The 21,991-nt window shown below is 72.1% G+C and carries 15 protein-coding genes; 10 read left to right on the plus strand and 5 right to left on the minus strand.

Going from position 1 to position 21,991, the window contains the following annotated elements; all coding sequences use genetic code 11:
• Positions 1–18 precede the first annotated feature (18 nt).
• The 5 genes from ACFWB8_RS06145 (at position 19) to ACFWB8_RS06165 (ending at position 6,315) form a co-directional block, all read left to right on the plus strand.
• Complete coding sequence (locus ACFWB8_RS06145) at positions 19–1,224, plus strand: bifunctional adenosylcobinamide kinase/adenosylcobinamide-phosphate guanylyltransferase (RefSeq protein ID WP_385223154.1); 1,206 nt, start codon at positions 19–21, stop codon at positions 1,222–1,224.
• A 90-nt stretch (positions 1,225–1,314) separates the two neighbouring features.
• On the plus strand, positions 1,315–2,379 hold the full coding sequence (gene cobT, locus ACFWB8_RS06150) for a nicotinate-nucleotide--dimethylbenzimidazole phosphoribosyltransferase (protein ID WP_385223156.1): 1,065 nt from the start codon (positions 1,315–1,317) through the stop codon (positions 2,377–2,379).
• 86 nt (positions 2,380–2,465) lie between these two features.
• A complete protein-coding gene (locus tag ACFWB8_RS06155; RefSeq protein WP_385223158.1) occupies positions 2,466–4,334 on the plus strand; it encodes a phosphatidylglycerol lysyltransferase domain-containing protein in 1,869 nt (622 codons plus the stop codon).
• A complete protein-coding gene (locus tag ACFWB8_RS06160) occupies positions 4,331–5,056 on the plus strand; it encodes a hypothetical protein (RefSeq protein ID WP_385223160.1) in 726 nt (241 codons plus the stop codon). Before ACFWB8_RS06155 ends, ACFWB8_RS06160 begins: the two co-directional genes overlap by 4 nt.
• 29 nt (positions 5,057–5,085) lie before the next feature.
• Positions 5,086–6,315, plus strand: a complete 1,230-nt coding sequence (locus tag ACFWB8_RS06165) for a sensor histidine kinase (protein WP_385223162.1) — start codon at positions 5,086–5,088, stop codon at positions 6,313–6,315.
• 28 nt (positions 6,316–6,343) lie between these two features.
• Here ACFWB8_RS06165 and ACFWB8_RS06170 read toward each other — a convergent pair whose 3' ends face one another.
• The 5 genes from ACFWB8_RS06170 to ACFWB8_RS06190 all read right to left on the minus strand — a co-directional run bounded on the left by ACFWB8_RS06170 (position 6,344) and on the right by ACFWB8_RS06190 (position 13,023).
• Positions 6,344–7,192: an endo alpha-1,4 polygalactosaminidase gene (locus ACFWB8_RS06170; RefSeq protein WP_385223164.1), complete on the minus strand. Its 849-nt coding sequence runs from the start codon at positions 7,190–7,192 to the stop codon at positions 6,344–6,346.
• Entirely contained in the window at positions 7,189–7,839 is a 651-nt protein-coding gene (locus tag ACFWB8_RS06175) for a spherulation-specific family 4 protein (RefSeq protein ID WP_385223166.1), read from the minus strand. The genes ACFWB8_RS06170 and ACFWB8_RS06175 overlap by 4 nt, the downstream gene beginning before the upstream one ends.
• Positions 7,840–7,863: 24 nt before the next feature.
• Entirely contained in the window at positions 7,864–9,393 is a 1,530-nt protein-coding gene (locus ACFWB8_RS06180) for a hypothetical protein (RefSeq protein WP_385223168.1), read from the minus strand.
• Positions 9,390–10,904 (minus strand): GT4 family glycosyltransferase PelF, encoded by a 1,515-nt coding sequence (gene pelF / locus ACFWB8_RS06185; protein WP_385223170.1) that lies wholly within the window; start codon positions 10,902–10,904, stop codon positions 9,390–9,392. The genes ACFWB8_RS06180 and pelF overlap by 4 nt, the downstream gene beginning before the upstream one ends.
• Positions 10,905–10,995: 91 nt before the next feature.
• Complete coding sequence (locus ACFWB8_RS06190) at positions 10,996–13,023, minus strand: hypothetical protein (RefSeq protein WP_385223172.1); 2,028 nt, start codon at positions 13,021–13,023, stop codon at positions 10,996–10,998.
• 356 nt (positions 13,024–13,379) lie between these two features.
• Between ACFWB8_RS06190 and ACFWB8_RS06195 the strand changes: the two genes are divergently transcribed.
• The 5 genes from ACFWB8_RS06195 to aceE all read left to right on the plus strand — a co-directional run bounded on the left by ACFWB8_RS06195 (position 13,380) and on the right by aceE (position 21,954).
• The gene (locus ACFWB8_RS06195; protein ID WP_385223174.1) at positions 13,380–14,909 is read left to right on the plus strand and encodes a leucyl aminopeptidase; all 1,530 of its coding nucleotides are present in this window, start codon (positions 13,380–13,382) and stop codon (positions 14,907–14,909) included.
• 320 nt (positions 14,910–15,229) lie between these two features.
• Positions 15,230–16,618 carry a dihydrolipoyl dehydrogenase gene (gene lpdA, locus ACFWB8_RS06200; protein ID WP_385223176.1) on the plus strand — a complete coding sequence of 463 codons (1,389 nt, stop codon included), beginning with the start codon at positions 15,230–15,232 and terminating at the stop codon, positions 16,616–16,618.
• A gap of 53 nt (positions 16,619–16,671) precedes the next feature.
• Positions 16,672–18,267 (plus strand): 2-oxoglutarate dehydrogenase, E2 component, dihydrolipoamide succinyltransferase, encoded by a 1,596-nt coding sequence (sucB, locus tag ACFWB8_RS06205; RefSeq protein ID WP_385223178.1) that lies wholly within the window; start codon positions 16,672–16,674, stop codon positions 18,265–18,267.
• Between the two features lie 133 nt (positions 18,268–18,400).
• Positions 18,401–19,024 (plus strand): GntR family transcriptional regulator, encoded by a 624-nt coding sequence (locus ACFWB8_RS06210; protein WP_385223214.1) that lies wholly within the window; start codon positions 18,401–18,403, stop codon positions 19,022–19,024.
• A gap of 245 nt (positions 19,025–19,269) precedes the next feature.
• Entirely contained in the window at positions 19,270–21,954 is a 2,685-nt protein-coding gene (gene aceE / locus ACFWB8_RS06215; protein WP_385223180.1) for a pyruvate dehydrogenase (acetyl-transferring), homodimeric type, read from the plus strand.
• The last annotated feature ends 37 nt before the right edge of the window (positions 21,955–21,991 follow it).

The following is a 21,991-nucleotide window of genomic DNA, read 5'->3' on the forward strand; positions in this document are numbered from 1 at the left end:
ACGCGGGAGGATCATCCTGTGGAACTCACTCTGCTCGGCACCGGCACACCCGAAGGACTGCCCCGCCCCGGCTGTCCCTGCGCCGCCTGCGCCGTATCCGTCGGCGCCCGGACCCGCGCCGCGACCTCGGTCCTCGTGGACGGGGCGCTGCTGCTCGACCTGACCCCGGGGGCGGTGCTGGCGGGCGCCCGCGCGGGGCACTCGCTGGCCGGCGTACGGCAGGTCCTGCTGACCCACCCGCACGACGGTCCGCCGGTGGAGCTGCCGCCGGGGCTGCCGGCCGCCGGGCGGGTACCGGACGGCCGGGAGCTGTCGGTGATCTCCGGGCACCGGGTGCGGGCGGTGGCCATGGACGCGCCGGGCACCGGGTACGAGGTGACGGGCCCGGACGGCGGCCGGCTGCTGTACCTGCCGCCGGGCGGGGCGCCGGCCGGGACGAACGGGGTCCCGCAGCGCCCGTACGACATGGTCCTCGCGGACGTCCTGGGCCGGCCCGAGGCGCTGGCGCGGCTGCGGGCGAACGGTGCGGTCGGCCCGGCCACGGACGTGGTCGCCGTGCACCTGGACCACGACACCCCGCCGGGCGCCGAGCTGGAGCGGCGCTGCGCGGCGGCGGGGGCCCGCGTCGTGCCGGACGGGACCACGGTGGTGGTGGGCGCGTACCACCCGGCGCCGGACGTGCCGCGCCGGACGCTGGTGCTGGGCGGGGCCCGGTCGGGGAAGTCGTACGAGGCCGAGCGGCGGCTGGAGTCCTTCCCGGAGGTGGTCTACGTCGCCACGAGCGGCACCCGCGAGGGGGACCCGGAGTGGGCCCAGCGGGTCGGCCAGCACCGGGAGCGGCGGCCGGGCGCCTGGCGGACGGTGGAGACCTGCGAGCTGGCTCCGCTGCTGGCGGACGCGGCGGGACCGCCGCTGCTGATCGACTGTCTGGCGCTGTGGCTGACCGACGCGATGGACCGGGCCGGGGCCTGGGACGACGCCGTCTGGGCGGGCGGCGGCCGCAAGGAGCTGGCCGAGCGCACCGCATCGCTCGTGGCGGCGGTACGGGCGACCCGGCGCACGGTGGTGCTGGTGAGTAACGAGGTGGGCGCGGGAGTGGTCCCGGCGACCGCCTCGGGCCGGCGCTTCCGCGACGAACTGGGCCGGCTGAACGCGTCCGTGGCCGCCGAGTGCGAGCACGTCCTGCTCCTGGTGGCGGGCCAGGCGGTGCCGCTGAAGGGCTGACCGCCCGGGTCGCGGAGCGGGGCTCCGCCCCCGACACCGCGCCCCGGGGCCGGGCTTGGGGAGGGCCTTACCGGCTGTACGCTCTGGCAGATGACCACGCTGAATCTCGACGACTTCTCCGATCTGATCGAGCGCCCCGACGGGGGCGTCCGTCGTGATGCCGAGGAACGCCGTGAGCGGCTGGCCGTGCCGACCGGGGCGCTGGGGCGGCTCGACGAACTCGCGGAGTGGCTCGCCGCCGCGCAGGGACGGGTGCCGGTCACGCCGATCGGGCGCCCCCGCGTCGTGCTGTTCGCCGCCGACCACGGGATCGCCTCCGAGGGGGTTTCCGCCCGGGCCGCCGGCAGCGCGCACGAGCTGGTCCGGAGCGTGCTCGACGGGACCAGTCCCGTCGCCATCCTGGCCGGCCGGCTCGGCGCCACCGTACGGATCGTCGACGCCGGTCTGGACTGCGAACCGGGGCTGCTCCCCGAAGACATCACCCGCCACCGCGTCCGGCGCGGCAGCGGGCGGATCGACGTCGAGGACGCGCTGACGGCCGAGGAGGCCGAGGCCGCGCTGCGCCTCGGGATGCGGATCGCCGACGAGGAGGCCGACTCGGGCACGGACCTCGTCGTCCTCGGGGACCTCAGCGTCGGCGGGACCACGGTCGCGGCGACGCTGGTGGCCGCCCTGTGCGGAACGGACGCCTCCGTCGTCACCGGCCGCGGCGGCGTACCCATCGACGACCTGGCCTGGATGCGCAAGTGCGCGGCGATCCGCGACTCGCTGCGCCGGGCCCGGCCGGTGCTCGGCGACCAGGTCGCCCTGCTGGCGGCCGTCGGCGGCGCCGACGTCGCCGCGATCACCGGCTTCCTGCTCCAGTGCGCGGTGCGCCGCACCCCGGTCATCCTCGACGGCATCGTCTCGGCGGCCTGCGGACTGGTGGCCCAGCGGGCCGCGTTCCGGGCTCCGGACTGGTGGCTGGCCGGGCAGGCCAGCGGCGAGCCGGGCCAGGCGAAGGCCCTGGACCGGATGGCACTCAACCCTGTGCTCGACCACGGCGTCACTGTGGGAGAAGGAACCGGGGCATTGCTGGCACTCCCCCTGGTCCAGGCAGCCGCCGCACTCGCGGCGGAACTGCCGGAGCGGGCGGCGGACGAGCTGACGGAATGAGCCACCGGGGCGCGCGGTCCTGACCGGGCTGTGGTCCCCCCGGACAGGCCCACCATGGACGGCGACGCCCCATATCATCGCTTTTCATGGGAGAGGTCCGTTTGACCAGCGTAGAGACCGACCGGAAGACCGACCGCACGGCCGGTGGGGCACCGAACGGCAGGAAAGAGACCGGCGGCGACGCCGGCAAGGCGGGGGGCGGCCGGGAGACCGGCGGGGAGAGCCCCCGGTCGAGGCGCGCGGCCGCCTTCGCGGTCTGGTACCTCCGCGCCGTCACCTTCGTCAACTTCCTCAGCGCGGTGTGGGTTTCGCTGGGGCAGGACCTGCGCAGCCACAACACCGGTGACTTCTACACCCCGTACCTGCTCGCGCCCGGCTTCGCCCCCGGGCTGTTCTCGCTGCTGCTCGCGGTCACCATGCGCCGCCGCAAGCGCGCCGCGTGGGTCCTGAACACGGTGCTGAGCGGCATGACGCTCGCCGTGTTCGTGTACGCCTTCAGCAACCCGGACTACCCGGAGATGCGGGAGCACGCGCAGAACTGGGTCTCGCTCGGCATGACCGCGGCCTTCGTCGGCGCCCTGCTGCTGGGCCGCCGCGCGTTCTACGCCAAGGGCGACCGCTCCAACCCGGCGCTCGCCACCGCCGTCGCCTCCATCGGCCTGCTGGTCACCTCGCTGACCGCGGCCCTGCTCGTCGGGGCTTCGAACATCGACCCCAACCGCGCCGAGGCCACCTTCCTGGCCCGCTGGCGGTACGGCGTGATGCGGCTGATCACCCTGGCCCCCGACGAGAAGATCAGCAGCGCGATCACCACGCCCGGCTGGGTGGACGTCTTCATCAACGTCATGTCGACGCTGCTGCTGATCGCCGTGCTGTTCGCGGCCTTCCGCTCGCGGCGCGCCGTGGACCCCCTCACCGAGGACGACGAGGACCGCCTGCGGGCGCTGCTCGCCAAGCAGGGCGACCGCGACTCGCTCGGCTACTTCGCGCTGCGCCGCGAGAAGTCCGTGATCTGGTCCCCCACCGGCAAGGCCGCCGTCACCTACCGCGTCGTCGGCGGGGTCTCGCTGGCCTCCGGCGACCCCATCGGCGACCCCGAGGCCTGGCCCGGCGCCATCGAGCCGTGGCTGGCCGAGGCCCGCGAGCACGGCTGGGTGCCGGCCGTGATGGGCGCGAGCGAGGAGGCCGGGCAGATCTACGCCCGGCACGGCCTGGACGCGCTGGAGCTCGGCGACGAAGCGATCGTGGAGACCGCGGAGTTCACGCTGGAGGGCCGCGCCATGCGCACCGTCCGGCAGGCGTACAACCGCGTCAAGCGCGCCGGGTACACGGTCCGGATCCGCCGGCACGCCGACATCCCGTCCGAGGAGATGGACGTACTCCTCAAGCGGGCCGACGACTGGCGCGACGGTGCGACCGAGCGCGGCTTCTCGATGGCACTGGGCCGACTGGGCGATCCCGGCGACGGCCAGTGCGTGATGCTGGAGTGCACCGACGGCAAGGGCGATCTGCGCGCCGTGCTGTCCTTCGTGCCGTGGGGACCCAAGGGCCTGTCGCTCGATCTGATGCGCCGTGACCGGAATTCCGAGAACGGCCTGATGGAGTTCATGGTCATCGAACTCCTGGAACGCGCCAAGGAGATCGGCGTCACACAGGTCTCGCTCAACTTCGCGATGTTCCGCTCCGTCTTCGAACGTGGGTCGAAGCTCGGTGCCGGTCCGGTGCTGCGGATGTGGCGCTCGCTGCTGAGCTTCTTCTCGCGCTGGTGGCAGATCGAGTCCCTCTACCGGGCCAACGCCAAATACCGGCCGATCTGGGAACCGCGGTTCATGCTCTTCGAGAAGAGTTCGGACCTGTTGCGGATCGGTATCGCGGCGGGCCGGGCCGAGGGGTTCCTGGAAGCTCCCGGCCTGCCGAAGTGGATGCACCGCAGACATCTGGAGAGCAAGCGTTGACGACTGCCTCACTGCGGCGGTTCGCCCGCCGCGAGTGGGGGCCCCTGTTCTGGACCGTTCGGGACGCGCTCGTCCACGAGAAGTGGCGGGCGGTCCCGATGACCCTCGGCGCGGTCTGCCTGACCTCGGTCTTCCAGATCGTGCAGAACACGTCATGGGGCTTCCAGCCGGTCCAGAACCTCGGGTCCGTCAAAGCCGTCGACCCCCTCTGGCTGGCCCTGCTGCGAACCCCCCTGTCGCTGTTCGTGCCGGCGCTCGACCTGCCGGTGTGGGGGGCGCTCGCGCAGATCCTGCTCGTCTTCGGCATCTCGGAGATCTGCATCGGCTGGTGGCGCACGCTGCTCATCGGCTACGTCGCCACCCTGGCCGGGACGACGTACGCGCGGATCGGGCTCTCGCTCGGCGCCGACCACCCCTTCGGCCTGCCGCTGTCGGACCGGGTCGTCAACGACACCGGGCCCTCAGCGGCCGTCGTGGGCCTCGCCATCTACGTGTGCTGGCGGTACCGGGCCTACCTGACCGGGTCCGTGGTGATCGTGGTGATGATCGGAGAGCTGCTGTTCAAGGACAATCTGGCGGGCAAGGAACACCTCGCGGCCATCGCCGCGGTCATGGCGGTGTGCTTCGTCCGCGCCAAGTGGGGGCCGGAGCGCTCCCGCACCCCGCTCGGCCGGCGGCCGCCGCCCGCGACCGCCCCGCTGCCGCCGCCTCGGCGGGACTGAGCCCTTCCGCGGGGCCGTACCGTATCCGGGTGACGACACACCTCGGGCCGCTGGCCCCCACGCGGCAGTGGCTGCGGGCCCATCCGCTCGCCACCGACGCCGTGCTCGCGCTCGGGGCGCTCGTCTCCATGGTCGTCGGCTCCTTCGCCGACCCGCACGGGCCGCACGGCCCCGCCTTCGGCACCCGCACCCCCGAACCGTTCTCCCTGCTGCTGATGCTCCTGGGCGCGGGCGCGCTGGTGTTCCGGCGCCTCCGGCCTCGCACCGTGCTCGCCGCGACCTGCGCACTGTCCCTGGCGGAGCTGACCACCGGCGAGCCGCGGGCGCCCGTCGCCATGTGCGCGGTGATGGCCCTGTACACGGTGGCCGCGCGCACCGACCGGCCCACCACCTGGCGGATCGGCCTGCTCACGATGGCCGGGCTGACGGGCGTCGCCATGCTGGCCGGACCGCTGCCCTGGTACGCGCAGGAGAACATCGGCATCTTCGCCTGGACCGGCATGGCCGCGGCGGCCGGGGACGCGGTGCGCAGCCGGCGGGCCTTCGTCGACGCCATCCGGGAGCGGGCCGAGCGCGCCGAGCGGACCCGGGAGGAGGAGGCCCGGCGGCGGGTCGCCGAGGAGCGGCTGCGGATCGCCCGGGACCTGCACGACGTGGTGGCCCATCACATCGCCCTGGTCAACGTGCAGGCGGGGGTCGCGGCACACGTCATGGACAAACGCCCGGACCAGGCCAAGGAAGCCCTGGCCCACGTACGGGACGCCAGCCGCTCGGCGCTGAACGAGCTGCGCGCCACCGTCGGGCTGCTCCGCCAGTCCGGTGACCCGGAGGCGCCGACCGAACCCGCGCCGGGGCTGGCCGTACTGGACGAGCTGGTGGACACCTTCCGGCACGCCGGGCTGCCGGTCCAGGTCATCGTCCAACTGGGCCGGGACCGCGATCCGCTGCCCGCCGCGGTGGACCTGGCGGCGTACCGGGTGATCCAGGAGGCGCTGACCAACGTGCGCAAGCACGCGGGGGTGGAGGTACGCGCCGAGGTGAGCGTGGTCCGCGTCGGTGCCTCGGTGGAGGTGACCGTGCTGGACGACGGCGGGAGCGGCGTGGAGCCCGCGCCGGAGGGGCCCGACGACGGCGATGAGGGCGGCGGCCACGGGCTGCTCGGCATGCGCGAGCGGGCCGGCGCCCTGGGCGGCTCCTGCTTCGCCGGGCCCCGATATGGCGGCGGCTACCGGGTGCACGCGATCCTGCCGGTGGCCTGAGGCCGGCGCGCCTGCGCCTCCCGCCCCGCTACGGCTTGGCGGGGCAGACCTGCCGCCAGACCCCCAGCTCGGTCTTCTTCTGCAGCGAGCTGAGCCGGGCCGCCTGCGAGCGGGCGCACCACTTCCCGATCCGGCTCTCGTACTCCACGTGGAAGACGGCCTTCCCCGCTTTCACGAACGGGTCGAGCAGCCCGCACTCGTCGTGGTCCATGCACTCCTCGTTGACCGCGAAGTCGAAGTCCCCCACCAGCTGCGGGATCTGGTCCAGGTCGTTCTTCAGCCCGACCGACAGGCCCCGGTCGTGGGCGAGCTTGGCGATCAGCCGGTTGTACCGCAGCTGGTCCCCGGCGGTGAGCGGGAAGCCGGACTTGTTGGCGTAGCCGTCCATGTTGTCGGGCTCCACCGCGTCGAAGCCCTTGTCCCGGCACATGTCGATCCGCTTGGCCATCAGCGGCTCCAGCTCCGCGAGCCGCCTGATGTCCAGCCAGCGCTCGCCCTCCCAGCCGTTGCCCTCGCCCAGCAGCGAGGTGGGGAAGTCGGCGGCGTCCGGGCGGAAGTCCTCCCAGGCCCCGGTGGAGAGGTAGCAGATCGTCCTGCGGTCGGCCCGCTTGAGCGTGGCGACCTGCTCCTTGGCGGTGTTGAACCCGTCGACGTCGTAGACGGCCGCCTTCACCGAGGTGTCGAGCTTCCCGGTGAGCTGCCACTGCCAGGTGACGCCGGGCCGGGGCTGCCAGCGCTCGCCGGGCGCCGGAGCGAGCGACACGTCGTCGGGTCCGTCGTCGGACCCGTCGTCGTCGGACCCCTCGCCGGTGCAGGCCGCGAGGAGCAGGAGCGGTACGAGGAGCAGCAGTCGGCCGCGTGGGAACGAGCGCTTCATCCGGTGGCCTCCAGGGCGTACGGGAGGGTCCCCCAGGGGTGTGCGCCGGTCCCGGGGACCGCGCAGTACACCCCCGCCCGCCGCTGCTCGGCGAGTTCGGCGGCCGGGGCGTTCGGCGGGACGGCGTAGACGAGGTGGCAGAACCGCTGGGCGGGATGGTCGGCGGTCCAGGGCGGCACGGCGGCCGCGTCCCGGTAGGCGTCCCACGGCCCCTCGAAGGTGACGAGCAGGTCGGCGAGGTCGGCGTACCCGGGGTGCGGGTGCACCCCGTGGTTGAGGACGAGGGTACGGGCGCCCGAGGCCCGGGCGGCTATGGCGAGCCGCCCGTAGTGGGGCAGGGCCTCGGGGTCGGAGGAGACCTGGTCGAGGAAGGCCCCGTCGGCCCCGTACCAGTCGCGGTGGCGCAGCAGGTCCTGGACGACGGCCGCGTGCGGGCGGCGCCCGTAGTCGGTGTCGGCGTACCCCAGGACGGGCACCCCGGCCTCGCGCAGCCGCTGTGCGACGACGGCGAACCGCTCGTCGGGGGCGTTGCCCGGCCCGCTGTCGGGGTTGAGCACGACCGAGTGGAGCCGGCCCGCGGAGCGGATGAGCCGCTCCCAGGCCTCGGGCCGGTCGGCGGGGTGCTCGTAGAGGGGCACCAGCAGCATGTGGTCCTTCTTCGGGTACGGAGGTCAGCGGTGGGCGGTCGCCCGGCCCAGCAGCAGGCAGACCAGGGCGGCGAGTGCGGCCGCGGCCGCACCGGCCACCACCAGCTGGACCACGCGCGGCTGCCCCGCTCCGGCCAGCAGGGCCAGGCTCTGTACGACGGCCGCCGAGGCGCAGACCATCGCGGCGGGCCGGACCGCCCCGAACGACTGGAGGAGCAGCCCGGTCCACATCACGGCGCCGAGCAGCAGCAGGGTGGCGACCCGGATCCCGGTCAGGCCGGGGGCGCCGGGCCAGAGCAGGGTGCCGGCCAGGCCCAGGGCCAGCAGCACCGCCAGGTAGGCGGCGAGGCACCGGGCCAGGGTGGTGAGCATGCGCAGCCGGAAGGCGTGCGGGGAGCGGGCGGCGCGCAGCCCGGCCAGGCTGCCGCTGCGGAAGCGGTGGAGCAGCCATTCGGCGGGACCCATGCTGAGGGTCAGCGCCACCGCCGAGGGGGCGGCGACGGCCTCGGCGGGGCCGCCGGCGAGGACTTCCCCGAGCGCGGCGTACAGCACGAGCAGGCCGGTGCCGAGGCCGAAGACCCCGTACGGCACCGACTCCCCGAGGCGGGGCCCGCGCGGTGCGAACTCCTCCTCGGCGCCGCGCAGCATCCGCCAGCGCACCGGTCCCCGGCCCGGCCGGCGCTGCGTCCAGCCCCGGATCCGCCGCGCGGCGGCCCGGGTCCCTTCGGCCACCGGCAGTTCCCGTACGGCCAGCGCGCAGGCGGCCAGCAGGGAGACCACCAGCAGTCCGACGCGGATCCGGACGGGCAGGTCGGTGAAGAAGACCAGCACCGACCCGGCGGCCATGGGGGCGAGCGCGCCGAGCAGCAGCCGTTCGCGGCCGAGGACGAGCAGGACCGTGGCGGCTCCGACGTACAGGGCCTGACCGGCGGCGAAGGCGTACGAGAACGGCGGCCCGCCGGGGACCGTCAGCGCGGCGGCGGTCCCCAGCAGGGCCCCGGCGGGGGCCCCGGCGAGCAGGGTCCGCCCGGCGGCGGCCCGGTCGCCGAGGCCGAGCCAGGAGTAGGCGCGGTGGGACAGGGTCTGGTCCCAGACCCAGCCGATGAGGGCCCCGGCGAGCAGGGTCAGGGTCCCGGCGGGCAGTCCCAGCCGGTCCTTGGGGCCCTCCAGCAGGGGGGCGCCCAGGACGTAGGCGAGGCCGGGGAGGGCGAAGACGACCCCGCGCAGCAGACAGGCGGTGAGGGAGACCTTCCAGGGGTCGGGGGTCTCCTCCGGCTCCGGGAAGGCGCGCGGCACCCGGGCGTACAGCTCCTCGGCGAGGCCGAAGGAGTCGTGGCGGCCGTAGGTGAGCCTGATGTGTTCGTCGGTCATCCCGTCGGATTCCAGGATGGCGGCGATCTCGTCGGGGTGGACGGCGGCGGCGATGAAGCCGCCGAGCCGGTCGGCGAGTTCGTCCATCGGGTCGGATGCCGCCGCGGTCGCGGTGCGCCGGGGGCGCGGGATCGCGGGCAGCGTGTCGCCGCCCGGGACCCTGAGCCAGAGGGATCCGCTCACCACAGGCTCCCGTCGGCCGCCAGTTCGCGGTACCAGGGGTCGGCGAGCCGCTGGGTCCAGTCGTCGCCCTCGTGGACGGGAAGCACGGGCTGACCGGCGAGTTCGCGGTAGATGTGGCGGAAGCCGTCCACGGACTGGTGGAGGGTGAACTTCTCCACGACCCTTTTGCGGGCCATCCGCCCCAGCTCGGCGCGGCGTTCGTCGTCGCGCAGCAGGGCCAGGGTGGCGCGGGCCATGGTCTCGGGCTCGCGCGGGGGGACGACGAGGCCGGTGTCGCCGACGGCCTCGCGGACCCCGCCGACGTCGGTGGAGACCGTGGTGCGGCCGCAGGACATGGCCTCGATGATGCTGAACGGGAAGCCCTCGCTGATGGAGGAGAGCATCACGATGCTGCCGGCGGCGTACGCCCGGGAGACCTGCTCGATGCGGCCCTCGTACGAGATCCCGTCGCCCACCCCCAGTTCGGCGGCGAGTTTCTCCAGGCGCAGCCGGTAGTCCTCGCAGCCCGCCGGGACCGGGCCGAAGAGGCGCAGCCGCAGGGCGGGCAGCTCCACGCGCATGAACGCGTAGGCGCGGATGAGGGTTTCGAGGTCCTTGATCGGGTCGATGCGGCCGCACCAGCTGAGGGTGGGCACCTCGGGTTCGGGGCCCGCCTCGGGGAAGGCGTGCGGGTCGACGCCGTTGTAGACGGTACGGATCCGCTCGGCGTCGGCGCCGCCGCGCTCCTCCCAGCGACGGTTGTACTGGTTGCACGGGGTGATCAGGTCGGCCTGCCGGTAGCCCTCGGTGTTGAGCTCGCGGTAGAAGCCGAGCAGGAGTGCCTTGACGGGCCAGCGCTGGGCGGCGCTGCGGTAGCCGAGGTACCGCTCGCGCAGGTAGATCCCGTGCTCGGTGAGGAGGAAGGGGACCCCGTCGACGTGTTTGGCGGCGAGGGCCGGAAGGGTGGCGAGGCCGCTGCTGACGGCGTGCGCGACGCTGTCGGGCGGGATCCGCACGGAGAGCGGGCGCAGGGCGTGTTCCAGCAGGTCGGTGGCGGTGAGCGCGTCGTGGATGGTGGGCTCGGCGGCGGCGGTGACCAGGCCGGGGCGGGTCCACAGGCTCATCAGCAGGCGCAGGGCGGACTCGGAGCGAAGGGCCGGTGCGAGGCGCCCGGCCCGGGCGAGCAGGGCCATCTCCCGCAGGGCTTCGGAGAAGCCGCCGTGAGCGGGATCGAGCAGCGAGAGCAGGAAGGAGGCGTAGGTGTCGGTGAAGCGGCGGTGGGCTTTGCCGCGCAGGGCCCGGAGCAGTCCGCGGGCGGGCGGCGGGCCCCACAGCGGAACGGCGGTGTGCCGGTAGACGTTGCGCGGCAGTTCCCAGGTGACCGGCTCGCGTCCGGAGCCGGTCAGGGCTATGACGTTGAAGTCGACCTCCGGCATGCCGCGTACCAGTTGGTCGCACCAGGTGCTGACGCCCCCGTGGACGTGTGGGTAGGTGCCTTCGGTGAGCATGGTGACATGACGCCCATGGCTCATGTGGTGTGTCCCCCCAGGACGGAAAAGGGGCCGGCGCCCGTGGTGTGGCGGAGCGCCGGCGCTAGGTGACTCGTGGCGGCTTGCGGGTCGGTCAGCTGGGCAGCTTGAGCGTGACGGCGCTCTGGAGCAGTTCGGGCGAGGTCCAGGCGGAGCGGGTCGCGGCGTAGGCGGTGCCGAAGTCCGCTGTGCCGAGCAGGAGTTGCTTCTTGGTTCCGGTGGGTGCGGTGACCGGGGCCACCACGCCGGCGGGCGCCTTGACGGTGACGGCCGTGCCGATGCGGTAGGCGGTGACCTTGTTGTCCGCGAGGGCCTTGTCCCAGGCCGCGCGGCGGCCGAGCTCGACGCCGGTGTCCTTCATGCTCTGGTTGACGATCGGCGCGCTGGGTGCGTAGAGCGAGCGGTAGGTGTCGAGGACCTGGTTGAGCACCGGGTAGAGGGTGCGGTCCTCGGCGAGGTTGCTCTGGTGGACGTAGTGCGGCCGCGGGTCGTTGGCCAGCACGTGGCGCAGGGCGGTCCGGGCCTCCTGCGGGACGATGTAGTCCAGGTAACCGGTGTTGGTGTCGAGCGCGGCCGGCAGGCAGGTCGAGGTCGCCGGGTTGTCCTCGCAGGTGCCGCTGCCGCCGGCGGCCCGGCTGGCGTAGATCCAGTTGTACTCGTCGGCCATCTCCGCGTTGGTGCCCGTGTTGTAGTACACGTTCATCGGGTAACGCGGGACGGTGAGGGCGGCGCCGACCGGCCGCTGCGCCGGTTCGCGGGAGTTGTCGCTGCCGGCCCACTTGACGCCGTTGTCCGCGAAGGCGCCGGCCAGGTTGGGATTGTCCTGGCCCTGCTGCGGGAGGGTCTTGAGGCCGGAGTGCTCGCCGGTGACGATCTCGGTGCGGTCGGTGGCGATGCCGTGGGAGGCCGCCCAGTTGTTGTTGTCGCGGATCTGCGCGGAGATCTCGGTCCGGCTCATCCAGTTGATGGCGCCCTGGGCGGTCTTCGTGCACGTCCAGGGGGTGGTGGTGGTGTCCTGGACGCAGCCGAGGAACGGGTGCGTATAGGTGTGGTTCATCCAGCGGTACTTGGCCCGGTCGGCCACCAGCTGGGCCGTCAGGGCGTCGGTGCCGCCGTTCTCGGCCTTCCACTCCTCGCCGGCGCCCGCGTTGAAGAGCATGTCCAGCTTGAAGCCCTTGGCGGTCTGCCACTGCGCCGCGTACTGGGCGTCGGCGGCGGTCATCCGGATGGTGCTCTCCTTGCCCTCGCCGCCCGCGCAGGCGTAGTCGCCGGGCGTGCAGTTGAGGGTCTTGTCCCAGCGCGCGTCCGGGGCGAAGACGTCGTCGACGTGGACCGCGAAGTAGTTGCGCTCCTGGCCGAGGTGGACGCCCTGGGTGAGCCATTCGACGATGCCGCGGGCGAGCAGCCGGAACTGCTGCTGGTACTGGTTGTAGCCGAAGGTGACGACCAGTTCGCTGCGCCCGTCGTGGGCGTACTCGCCGACGAGCGAGGCCCGTCCGCCGCCGACGGGGGCGTCGAGGTAGCTGGTGTAGCCGGTGCGCGGCTTGCCCATGAACCCGTAGCTCTCGGGGACCAGGGGCGAGTTGTCCTCGAAGGTGACCTGGCCCCCGAGGTAGCCGAAGGGCCCCGCCTTGCCGGCCGCGGTGACGGTGGCCGGGGTGCCGTCGAGCGTGCCGCTGTAGCCGCCGTTGTCGGTGTACTCCAGGCCGACGCCCGGGTGGGCCCAGGTGTACGCGTCCACCTGGCGGATCCCGTACGCCGTCTCGTACGCGGTCAGCGCGGCCATCTCGGCCGAGCCCTCCCCGAAGGGATTCTCGTTCGGCAGGACCACCCCCTGGAACTTGGCGCGCGGCCGGCCGTCGACCGTGTCGCTGAGGTACGCCGCGTTGATGACCGGGCGGCCGCTGCTGCCCAGTTGTACGCGGGTGAACGGCACTCCGGTGTCGCGGAGCTCCGCGGTGATCGCCTCGACCGAGCTGCCGCCGTCGTCGACGACGAGCACCTTCAGGTCGATGCGCGGTGCCGTGACCGCCTGGGCGGTCACGGCGGGTACTGCGACGGACACCAGGGCTGCCGCTGCGCACACGGCAGCGACCCTGTTCATCCGGTTCTTGTTGACCATGTCGGCCTTTCCCCCCGCAGGCATCCCCCGACTTCGGCCCTGTGGCGGTCGGCCGGGCCGGGGAGGCTCTGTGGAAATCATGCAAAGGGACCCCGCGTCCCCTTGCGAGAGTGGCTCGAGTCTCTCGGACCTCGTCAGGTCTAAAGGGCAAACCTGGAACAGAGGCCACAGATGGGTGAACCTGCTACCCCGATGCTCGAACAACTTGCCAAACCTTCGAGTGACGTACGGACGAGTCCGTACGCGTACGCTCATTTCTGGCGGCCGTCGGGCCGGAATACGATCGCTGCGGAGCGGCCGGCGACCCCGACGCGACCGCAGCCCACACATACAAACGGAAGCGAGACTTCACCACCGTGACTGCTCTGACTCTCAGCACTGCCGGCGCGGCGACGCTGCGCGCCGACGCCCTCGTGGTCGGCGTGGCGAAGGGCCCGAAGGGGCTCGTCGTGGCCGCGGGCGCCGAGGCCGTGGACAAGGCGTACGACGGAAAGCTCGCCGCCGTGCTCGACGCGCTCGGCGCCTCGGGCGGCGAAGGCGAGACCACCAAGCTGCCCGCCCCGGCCGGCCTCAAGGTCCCGGTCGTGCTGGCCGTCGGTCTGGGCCCGGTCCCGGAGCAGGACCAGTCGTACGACGAGGAGGTGCTGCGCCGCGCCGCCGGCTCCGCCGCCCGCGCGCTGCACGGCACCAAGAAGGCCGCCTTCGCCCTCCCCCTGGACGACGCCTCCGCCGTCACCGCCGTCGCCGAGGGTGCACTGCTGGGCGCGTACGCCTTCACCGCCTACCAGGGCGGCGAGAAGAAGGCGTCGAAGAACGGCGGCCCGAAGCTGCCCCTGGCCGAGGTCGCCCTGCTGGGCGCCAAGCCGCGCGACAAGGAGCACAAGGCCGCGGCCGAGCGCGCCACGGTCGTCGCGACCGAGGTCAACATCGCCCGCGACCTGATCAACACCCCGCCGAACGACCTCACCCCCGAGGCCTTCGCCGCGGTCGCCTCCGCGACCGCGAAGGAGAACGGCATCAAGGTCCAGGTCCTGGACGAGAAGGCTCTGGTCAAGGGCGGCTACGGCGGCATCATGGGCGTCGGCAAGGGCTCCGAGAACCCGCCGCGCCTGGTGAAGCTGTCCTACACCCACGCCAAGGCGGAGAAGACCCTCGCCTTCGTCGGCAAGGGCATCACCTACGACTCGGGCGGCATCTCCCTGAAGCCGGCCGGCCACAACGAGACGATGAAGTGCGACATGGCCGGCGCCGCCGCCGTGTTCGCCGCCGTCGTCGCGGCCGCCAAGCTGGGCCTCCAGGTCAACGTCACCGGCTGGCTCGCGCTCGCCGAGAACATGCCGTCGGGCTCCGCCACCAAGCCCGGTGACGTGCTGCGCATGTACAGCGGCAAGACCGTCGAGGTCCTGAACACGGACGCCGAGGGCCGCCTGGTCCTCGGTGACGCGCTGACCAGGGCCTCCGAGGAGAACCCGGACGCGATCGTCGACGTCGCCACCCTGACCGGTGCGATGGTGCTGGCGCTCGGCGACCGGACCTTCGGGATCATGGCCAACGACGACGCCTTCCGCACCTCCGTCCACGAGATCGCCGAGGAGGTCGGCGAGGCCTCCTGGCCGATGCCGCTCCCCGAGGACCTGCGCAAGTCCATGGACTCCCCCACCGCCGACATCGCCAACATGGGTGTCCGGATGGGCGGCGGCCTGGTGGCCGGCCTCTTCCTCCAGGAGTTCGTCGGCGAGGGCATCACCTGGGCCCACCTCGACATCGCGGGCCCGGCCTTCCACGAGGGTGCGCCGTACGGCTACACCCCCAAGGGCGGCACCGGCTCGGCCGTGCGCACCCTGGTGCGGCTGGCCGAGCGTACGGCCACGGGCGACCTGGGCTGAGACAGCCGCAGGCGTACCCCATGTGAGACGTGACGCACTCCGGGCCCTGGTCGAATGCTCGACCGGGGCTCGCGGTGTGCTCGGGATGTGTTCACCTACAACGAAATCCGTAGGTTTCTACGCAGCGGTAACCCTTACTTCGGGCAGATCGGCCTGTCACATGACGGGCCCGGCGTCCCGCGTTCCCCCGACAAATGCGAAGATGGGTTCTCGGCAGGACAGGGCCCCCACCACAGGGCCGAAGAAGCAAGCGGCCGATTACCAGCCGCCGCCCGGTCACAGAGGACCGGTGCCCGGCGCACATGCATGGAGGACGTGACGTGGCGAACGACGCCAGCACCGTTTTCGACCTAGTGATCCTCGGCGGTGGCAGTGGCGGTTACGCCGCGGCGCTGCGCGCATCCCAGCTGGGTCTGGACGTTGCCCTGATCGAGAAGAACAAGCTCGGCGGCACCTGCCTGCACAACGGCTGCATCCCCACGAAGGCTCTGCTGCACGCGGGCGAGATCGCGGACCAGGCTCGCGAAGCCGCCCAGTTCGGTGTCAAGGCCTCCTTCGAGGGCATCGACATCGCGGGGGTCCACAAGTACAAGGACGAGGTCATCTCGGGCCTGTACAAGGGCTTGCAGGGCCTGGTCGCCTCCCGCAAGGTGACCTACATCGAGGGTGAGGGCCGCCTCTCCTCGCCGACCTCCGTCGACGTGAACGGCCAGCGCGTCCAGGGCCGCCACGTCCTGCTGGCGACCGGCTCCGTGCCGAAGTCGCTGCCGGGCCTGAACATCGACGGCAACCGCATCATCTCCTCGGACCACGCGCTGGTCCTGGACCGCGTGCCCCAGTCCGCGATCGTCCTGGGCGGCGGCGTCATCGGCGTCGAGTTCGCCTCGGCGTGGAAGTCCTTCGGCACCGACATCACCATCGTCGAGGGCCTCAAGCACCTCGTCCCGGTCGAGGACGAGAACAGCTCGAAGCTGCTGGAGCGCGCCTTCCGCAAGCGCGGCATCAAGTTCAACCTCGGCACCTTCTTCGACAAGGCCGAGTACACCGAGAACGGTGTCCGGGTCACCCTCGCCGACGGCAAGTCCTTCGAGGCCGAGGTGCTGCTGGTGGCCATCGGCCGCGGCCCGGTCTCGCAGGGCCTGGGCTACGAGGAGCAGGGCGTCGCGATGGACCGCGGCTACGTCCTGGTCGACGAGTACATGCAGACCAACGTGCCGACCATCTCGGCCGTCGGCGACCTCGTCCCGACCCTCCAGCTCGCGCACGTCGGCTTCGCCGAGGGCATCCTGGTCGCGGAGCGTCTGGCCGGTCTCAAGACCGTCCCGATCGACTACGACGGTGTCCCGCGCGTCACCTACTGCCACCCCGAGGTCGCGTCCGTCGGCATCACCGAGGCGAAGGCCAAGGAGATCTACGGCGCGGACAAGGTCGTGGCCCTGAAGTACAACCTCGCGGGCAACGGCAAGAGCAAGATCCTCAAGACCGCGGGCGAGATCAAGCTCGTCCAGGTCAAGGACGGTGCCGTGGTCGGCGTCCACATGGTCGGTGACCGGATGGGCGAGCAGGTCGGCGAAGCCCAGCTGATCTACAACTGGGAAGCCCTGCCGGCCGAGGTCGCGCAGCTCATCCACGCCCACCCGACCCAGAACGAAGCGCTCGGCGAGGCCCACCTGGCCCTGGCCGGCAAGCCGCTTCACTCCCACGACTAATCGTCACGGGCGCGACGACCACTTCCGCACATTCGTTAGGAGCAACTGAAACCATGCCGGTTTCCGTAACCCTTCCGGCGCTCGGAGAGAGCGTGTCCGAGGGCACTGTCACCCGTTGGCTGAAGGCCGAGGGCGAGCGCGTCGAGGCCGACGAGCCGTTGCTCGAGGTCTCGACCGACAAGGTCGACACCGAGATCCCGTCCCCCGTCTCGGGCATCCTCGCCTCCATCAAGGTCGCCGAGGACGAGACCGTCGAGGTCGGCGCCGAGCTGGCCGTCATCGACGACGGCTCCGGCGCGCCGGCCCAGGCTGCCGCTCCGGCCGCCGAGGCCCCCGCCGCCGCAGCTCCGGCCGCGTCCGGCACCGATGTCGTGCTCCCCGCCCTGGGCGAGTCCGTCACCGAGGGCACCGTCACCCGCTGGCTGAAGCAGGTCGGCGAGTCCGTCGAGGCCGACGAGCCGCTGCTCGAGGTCTCGACCGACAAGGTCGACACCGAGATCCCCGCCCCGGTCGCCGGCACCCTGCTGGAGATCCTGGTCGGCGAGGACGAGACCGCCGAGGTCGGCGCCCGTCTGGCCGTCATCGGCGTGGCCGGCGCAGCCCCCGCGGCCGCCCCGGCCGCCGCCGCCCCGGCTCCGGCCGCCGCTCCGGTCGCCGCTCCGGTCGCCGCTCCGGCTCCGGTCACCCCGGCCGCCCCCGCCGCTCCGGTTTCCGCCGGTGACGAGGGCGCGTACGTGACCCCGCTGGTGCGCAAGCTCGCCACGGAGTCCGGCGTCAACCTGTCCACGGTCTCGGGCACCGGTGTCGGTGGCCGCATCCGCAAGCAGGACGTCCTGGCCGCCGCCGAGGCCGCCAAGGCCGCCGCCGCCGCCCCGGCTCCGGCCGCCGCTGCTCCCGCCGCCAAGGCCCCGGCCGCCGCGGTGTCCGAGCTGCGCGGTCAGACGGTCAAGATGACCCGCATGCGCAAGGTCATCGGCGACAACATGATGAAGGCCCTGCACTCGCAGGCGCAGCTCAGCTCCGTGGTCGAGGTGGACATCACCAAGATCATGAAGCTGCGCGAGCAGGCCAAGGGCTCCTTCCTGGCCCGCGAGGGCGTCAAGCTCTCGCCGATGCCGTTCTTCGTCAAGGCCGCTGCCCAGGCGCTGAAGGCCCACGCGGTCGTCAACGCCCGGATCAACGACGACGAGGGCACCATCACCTACTTCGACTCGGAGAACATCGGCATCGCCGTGGACTCCGAGAAGGGCCTGATGACCCCGGTCATCAAGGGTGCCGGTGACCTCAACCTGGCGGGCATCTCCAAGGCGACCGCCGACCTGGCCTCCAAGGTCCGCGGCAACAAGATCACGCCGGACGAGCTGTCGGGCGCGACCTTCACCATCAGCAACACCGGCTCGCGCGGTGCGCTGTTCGACACCGTCATCGTGCCCCCGAACCAGGTCGCCATCCTGGGCATCGGTGCCACGGTCAAGCGCCCGATGGTCATCGAGACCCCCGAGGGCACCGTCATCGGCGTCCGCGACATGACGTACCTGACCCTGTCCTACGACCACCGCCTGGTGGACGGCGCGGACGCGGCCCGGTACCTCTCGGCCGTCAAGGGCATCCTCGAGGCCGGCGAGTTCGAGGTCGAGCTCGGTCTCTGAGCCGAACGGCTTGTAACCAGCCTCACTGTCGGCGCCCTCGCCCGGGATACTCCCGGGCGGGGGCGCCGCCGTATTGTCTACGCATCAGGCCCCGCGTGACCCTGCACACCCACCAGGAGATGAACCGCCGATGATCACCCCACCCGTCGTGCACTCGCTGCGCGAGCAGATCCGCGAGCACATCGTGGAGGGGATCGTCAGCGGCCGCTGGAAGCCCGGCGAGCGCATCGTGGAGCGCCGGATCGCCGTGGAGCTGGAGGTCAGCCAGACGCCCGTACGCGAGGCCCTGCGCGAGCTGGAGACGCTGCGGCTGATCGAGTCGGCGCCGAACAAGGGCGTGCGCGTACGGAACCTCTCGGCGGCCGACCTGGAGGAGATCTACCCGGTCCGGGCCGGCCTGGAGCAGATCGCGGCCGAGCTGGCCGCGCCCCGGCTGGCGGCGGACTGCACGGCGCTGGAGCCGCACGTGGCGGCCCTGTGGGAGGCCGACCGCACCGAGGACGGCACGGCGCAGGTGCGGCACACCGTCGGCTTCCACCGGGAGCTTGTACGGGCGGCCGGGAACAGCGTGCTGCTGCACACCTGGGAGAGCCTGGGCATCGAGGTGTTCACGGCCCTGTCCATCCGGTGGCTGGGAACCGTCCAGAAGTCCTACGCCGAGGAGCACGAAGCCCTCGTCGAGGCGTTCCGCAGCCAGGACCCCGAGATCGGTCTGCTGGTGAAGCGGCACGTGCTGGGGTGCGCGCCGCGCGCCTGATCACCACCTGACGACGCCTCCCTCGACGCCCTTTTGTCCTGATTTGCCCGGCACCGCGTGCCTATATTCTTGGCACGCGGTGCCGACTTTTGCCATATGGACGTTTCTTCGCCACTTTTATTTGATCGATCATCGATCAGCGATTTACAGTCGGTCCCGGACCTCAACCAGGTTCACCCACCCTGTCCTGCCCGTCAGGGATTTTCTTCACCACCTCTCCTTTGTCCGGAAGGCGGCGCACACCGATGTCCGACCCCGTAGGAAAGCTTCCGAGCGAGCTCGACCAGCTCCCGGACCGCGACACCGAGGAGACCGCCGAATGGGCGGCCTCCCTCGACGCCGTCGCCCAGGCCGCCGGTACGCGCCGCGCCGAATACCTGCTCCGCCGCACGCTCCAGCACGCCGAGGCCGCCGGCCTCGCGCTGCCGAAGCTGCTGGAGACGGATTACGTCAACACCATCCCCACCGCCGCGGAGCCCGAGTTCCCCGGTGACGAGGAGATGGAAGCCAGGATCACCGCCTGGAACCGCTGGAACGCGGCCGCCATGGTGACCCGCGGCTCCAAGTACGGCGTCGGCGGTCACATCGCCACCTTCGCCTCCGCCGCGTGGCTGTACGAGACCGGCTTCCAGCACTTCTTCCGCGGGAAGGAGGCCGACGGATCGGGCGACCAGCTCTACATCCAGGGCCACGCCTCCCCCGGCATCTACGCCCGCGCCTTCCTCGACGGCCGGATCTCCGAGCAGCAGCTCGACAAGTTCCGCCAGGAGTCCGGCGGCAACGGCCTGCCGTCCTACCCGCACCCGCGGCGCCTGCCGTGGCTGTGGGAGTTCCCGACGGTGTCCATGGGCCTCGGCCCGCTGTCCGCGATCTACCAGGCGCGCTTCAACCGCTACCTGCAGAACCGCAGCATCAAGGACACCGCGAACTCGCACGTCTGGGCCTTCCTGGGCGACGGCGAGATGGACGAGCCCGAGTCGACCGCCGCCCTGGCCCTCGCCTCCCGCGAGCAGCTCGACAACCTGACCTTCGTCATCAACTGCAACCTGCAGCGCCTCGACGGTCCGGTCCGCGCCAACTTCCGCGTGGTGCAGGAACTGGAAGCCCAGTTCCGCGGCGCCGGCTGGAACGTCATCAAGTCGCTGTGGGGCTCCGCCTGGGACGAGCTGTTCCAGCTCGACACCACGGGCGCCCTGGTACGCCGCCTGCGCGAGGTACCCGACGCACAGTTCCAGACGTACGCGACCCGCGACGTGGCGTACATCCGCCAGCACTTCTTCGGCGCCAACGCCGAGCTCGTGCAGCTGGCCGGTGTGCTCTCCGACGCGAAGATCGCCGAGTGCTTCCACAGCTCGCGCGGCGGCCACGAGCCCCGCAAGGTCTACGCCGCGTACAAGGCCGCCCTGGAGCACAAGGGCGCGCCGACGGTCATCCTCGCGCAGACCGTCAAGGGCTACACGCTGGGTGCCGGGTTCGAGTCGAAGAACGCGAACCACCAGATGAAGAAGCTGACGGTCGACGAGTTCAAGGACATGCGTGACCTCCTCGGCCTCCCGATCCCGGACAGCGCCTTCGCCGACGGCCAGGTCCCGTACGGCCACCCGGGCGCGAACAGCCCCGAGGTGCAGTACCTGAACGAGCGCCGCGCGGCCCTCGGCGGCCCGGTCCCGGCCCGCAAGGTCAAGCACGTGGCCCTGCCGGCTCCGGCCGAGCGCTCCTTCGCCCCGCTGCTCAAGGGCTCCGGCAAGCAGGAGATGGCCACCACCATGGCCTTCGTCCGGCTCGTCAAGGACCTGATGCGGGACAAGGAGACCGGCAAGCGCTGGGTGCCGATCGTCCCCGACGAGGCCCGCACCTTCGGCATGGAGTCCCTCTTCCCCTCGGCCGGCATCTACTCGCCGCTGGGTCAGACGTACGAGCCGGTCGACCGCGACCAGCTCATGTACTACAAGGAAGCCAAGGACGGCCAGATCCTCAACGAGGGGATCACCGAGGCCGGCGCCATGGCCGACTTCATCGCCGCCTGCACGTCGTACGCGACGCACGGCGAGCCGATGATCCCCTTCTACATCTTCTACTCGATGTTCGGCTGGCAGCGCACCGCCGACCAGATGTGGCAGCTCGCCGACCAGCTCGGCAAGGGCTTCATCGTCGGCGCCACCGCCGGCCGCACCACGCTGACCGGTGAGGGCCTGCAGCACGCCGACGGCCACTCGCACCTGATCGCGTCCACGAACCCGGCGTCTCTCAACTACGACCCGGCCTTCGCGTACGAGATCGCGGTGATCGTCAAGGACGGTCTGCGCCGCATGTACGGCGAGAAGCCGGAAGACGTCTTCTACTACCTGACGGTCTACAACGAGCCGAAGGTGCAGCCCGCGATGCCCGAGGGCGTCGAGGAAGGCATCCTGCGCGGCCTCTACCGCTTCAACACGGCGGCCGACCTGGCCGGGGCGGCCCTGGCCGCCGACGCCCCGAAGGTCCAGCTGATGGCCTCGGGTACGGCGATCCACTGGGTGCTGGAGGCGCAGCAGCTGCTCGCCGCCGACTGGAACGTGGCCGCCGACGTCTGGTCCGCCACTTCCTGGGGCGAGCTGCGCCGCGACGCGCTGGAGTGCGACGAGGCCCTGCTGCGCGGCGAGGTGCGCACCCCGTACGTCACCCGCGCGCTGGAGGGCGTGACCAGCCCGGTCCTCGCCGTGTCCGACTGGATGCGCCAGGTCCCGGACCAGATCAGCCAGTGGGTGGAGCAGGACTACACCTCGCTGGGCACCGACGGCTTCGGCCTGTCCGACACCCGTGAGGGCGCCCGCCGCCACTTCGGCGTCGACGCCCAGTCCATCGTGGTGGCCGCGCTGGCCCAGCTCGCCCGCCGCGGCGAGGTCCCGGCGTCCTCCGTCAAGGAGGCCCGGGAGCGCTACGGCCTCTGAGCCGTGCGCGTCCGCCGGTGAGGCGGCCCACCCCTTC

Origin of the sequence: Streptomyces sp. NPDC060031 (genome assembly GCF_042736805.1) — a bacterium.
Taxonomy (GTDB): domain Bacteria; phylum Actinomycetota; class Actinomycetes; order Streptomycetales; family Streptomycetaceae; genus Streptomyces.

Excerpts from the sequence above, each read along its gene's own strand:
- aceE (WP_385223180.1), top strand. The coding sequence starts at position 19,270 with ATGTCCGACCCCGTAGGAAAGCTTCCGAGCGAGCTCGACCAGCTCCCG.
- ACFWB8_RS06175 (WP_385223166.1), bottom strand. The coding sequence starts at position 7,839 with ATGCTGCTGGTGCCCCTCTACGAGCACCCCGCCGACCGGCCCGAGGCC.
- sucB (WP_385223178.1), top strand. The coding sequence starts at position 16,672 with ATGCCGGTTTCCGTAACCCTTCCGGCGCTCGGAGAGAGCGTGTCCGAG.
- ACFWB8_RS06170 (WP_385223164.1), bottom strand. The coding sequence starts at position 7,192 with ATGAAGCGCTCGTTCCCACGCGGCCGACTGCTGCTCCTCGTACCGCTC.
- cobT (WP_385223156.1), top strand. The coding sequence starts at position 1,315 with ATGACCACGCTGAATCTCGACGACTTCTCCGATCTGATCGAGCGCCCC.
- ACFWB8_RS06190 (WP_385223172.1), bottom strand. The coding sequence starts at position 13,023 with ATGGTCAACAAGAACCGGATGAACAGGGTCGCTGCCGTGTGCGCAGCG.
- pelF (WP_385223170.1), bottom strand. The coding sequence starts at position 10,904 with ATGAGCCATGGGCGTCATGTCACCATGCTCACCGAAGGCACCTACCCA.
- ACFWB8_RS06155 (WP_385223158.1), top strand. The coding sequence starts at position 2,466 with ATGGGAGAGGTCCGTTTGACCAGCGTAGAGACCGACCGGAAGACCGAC.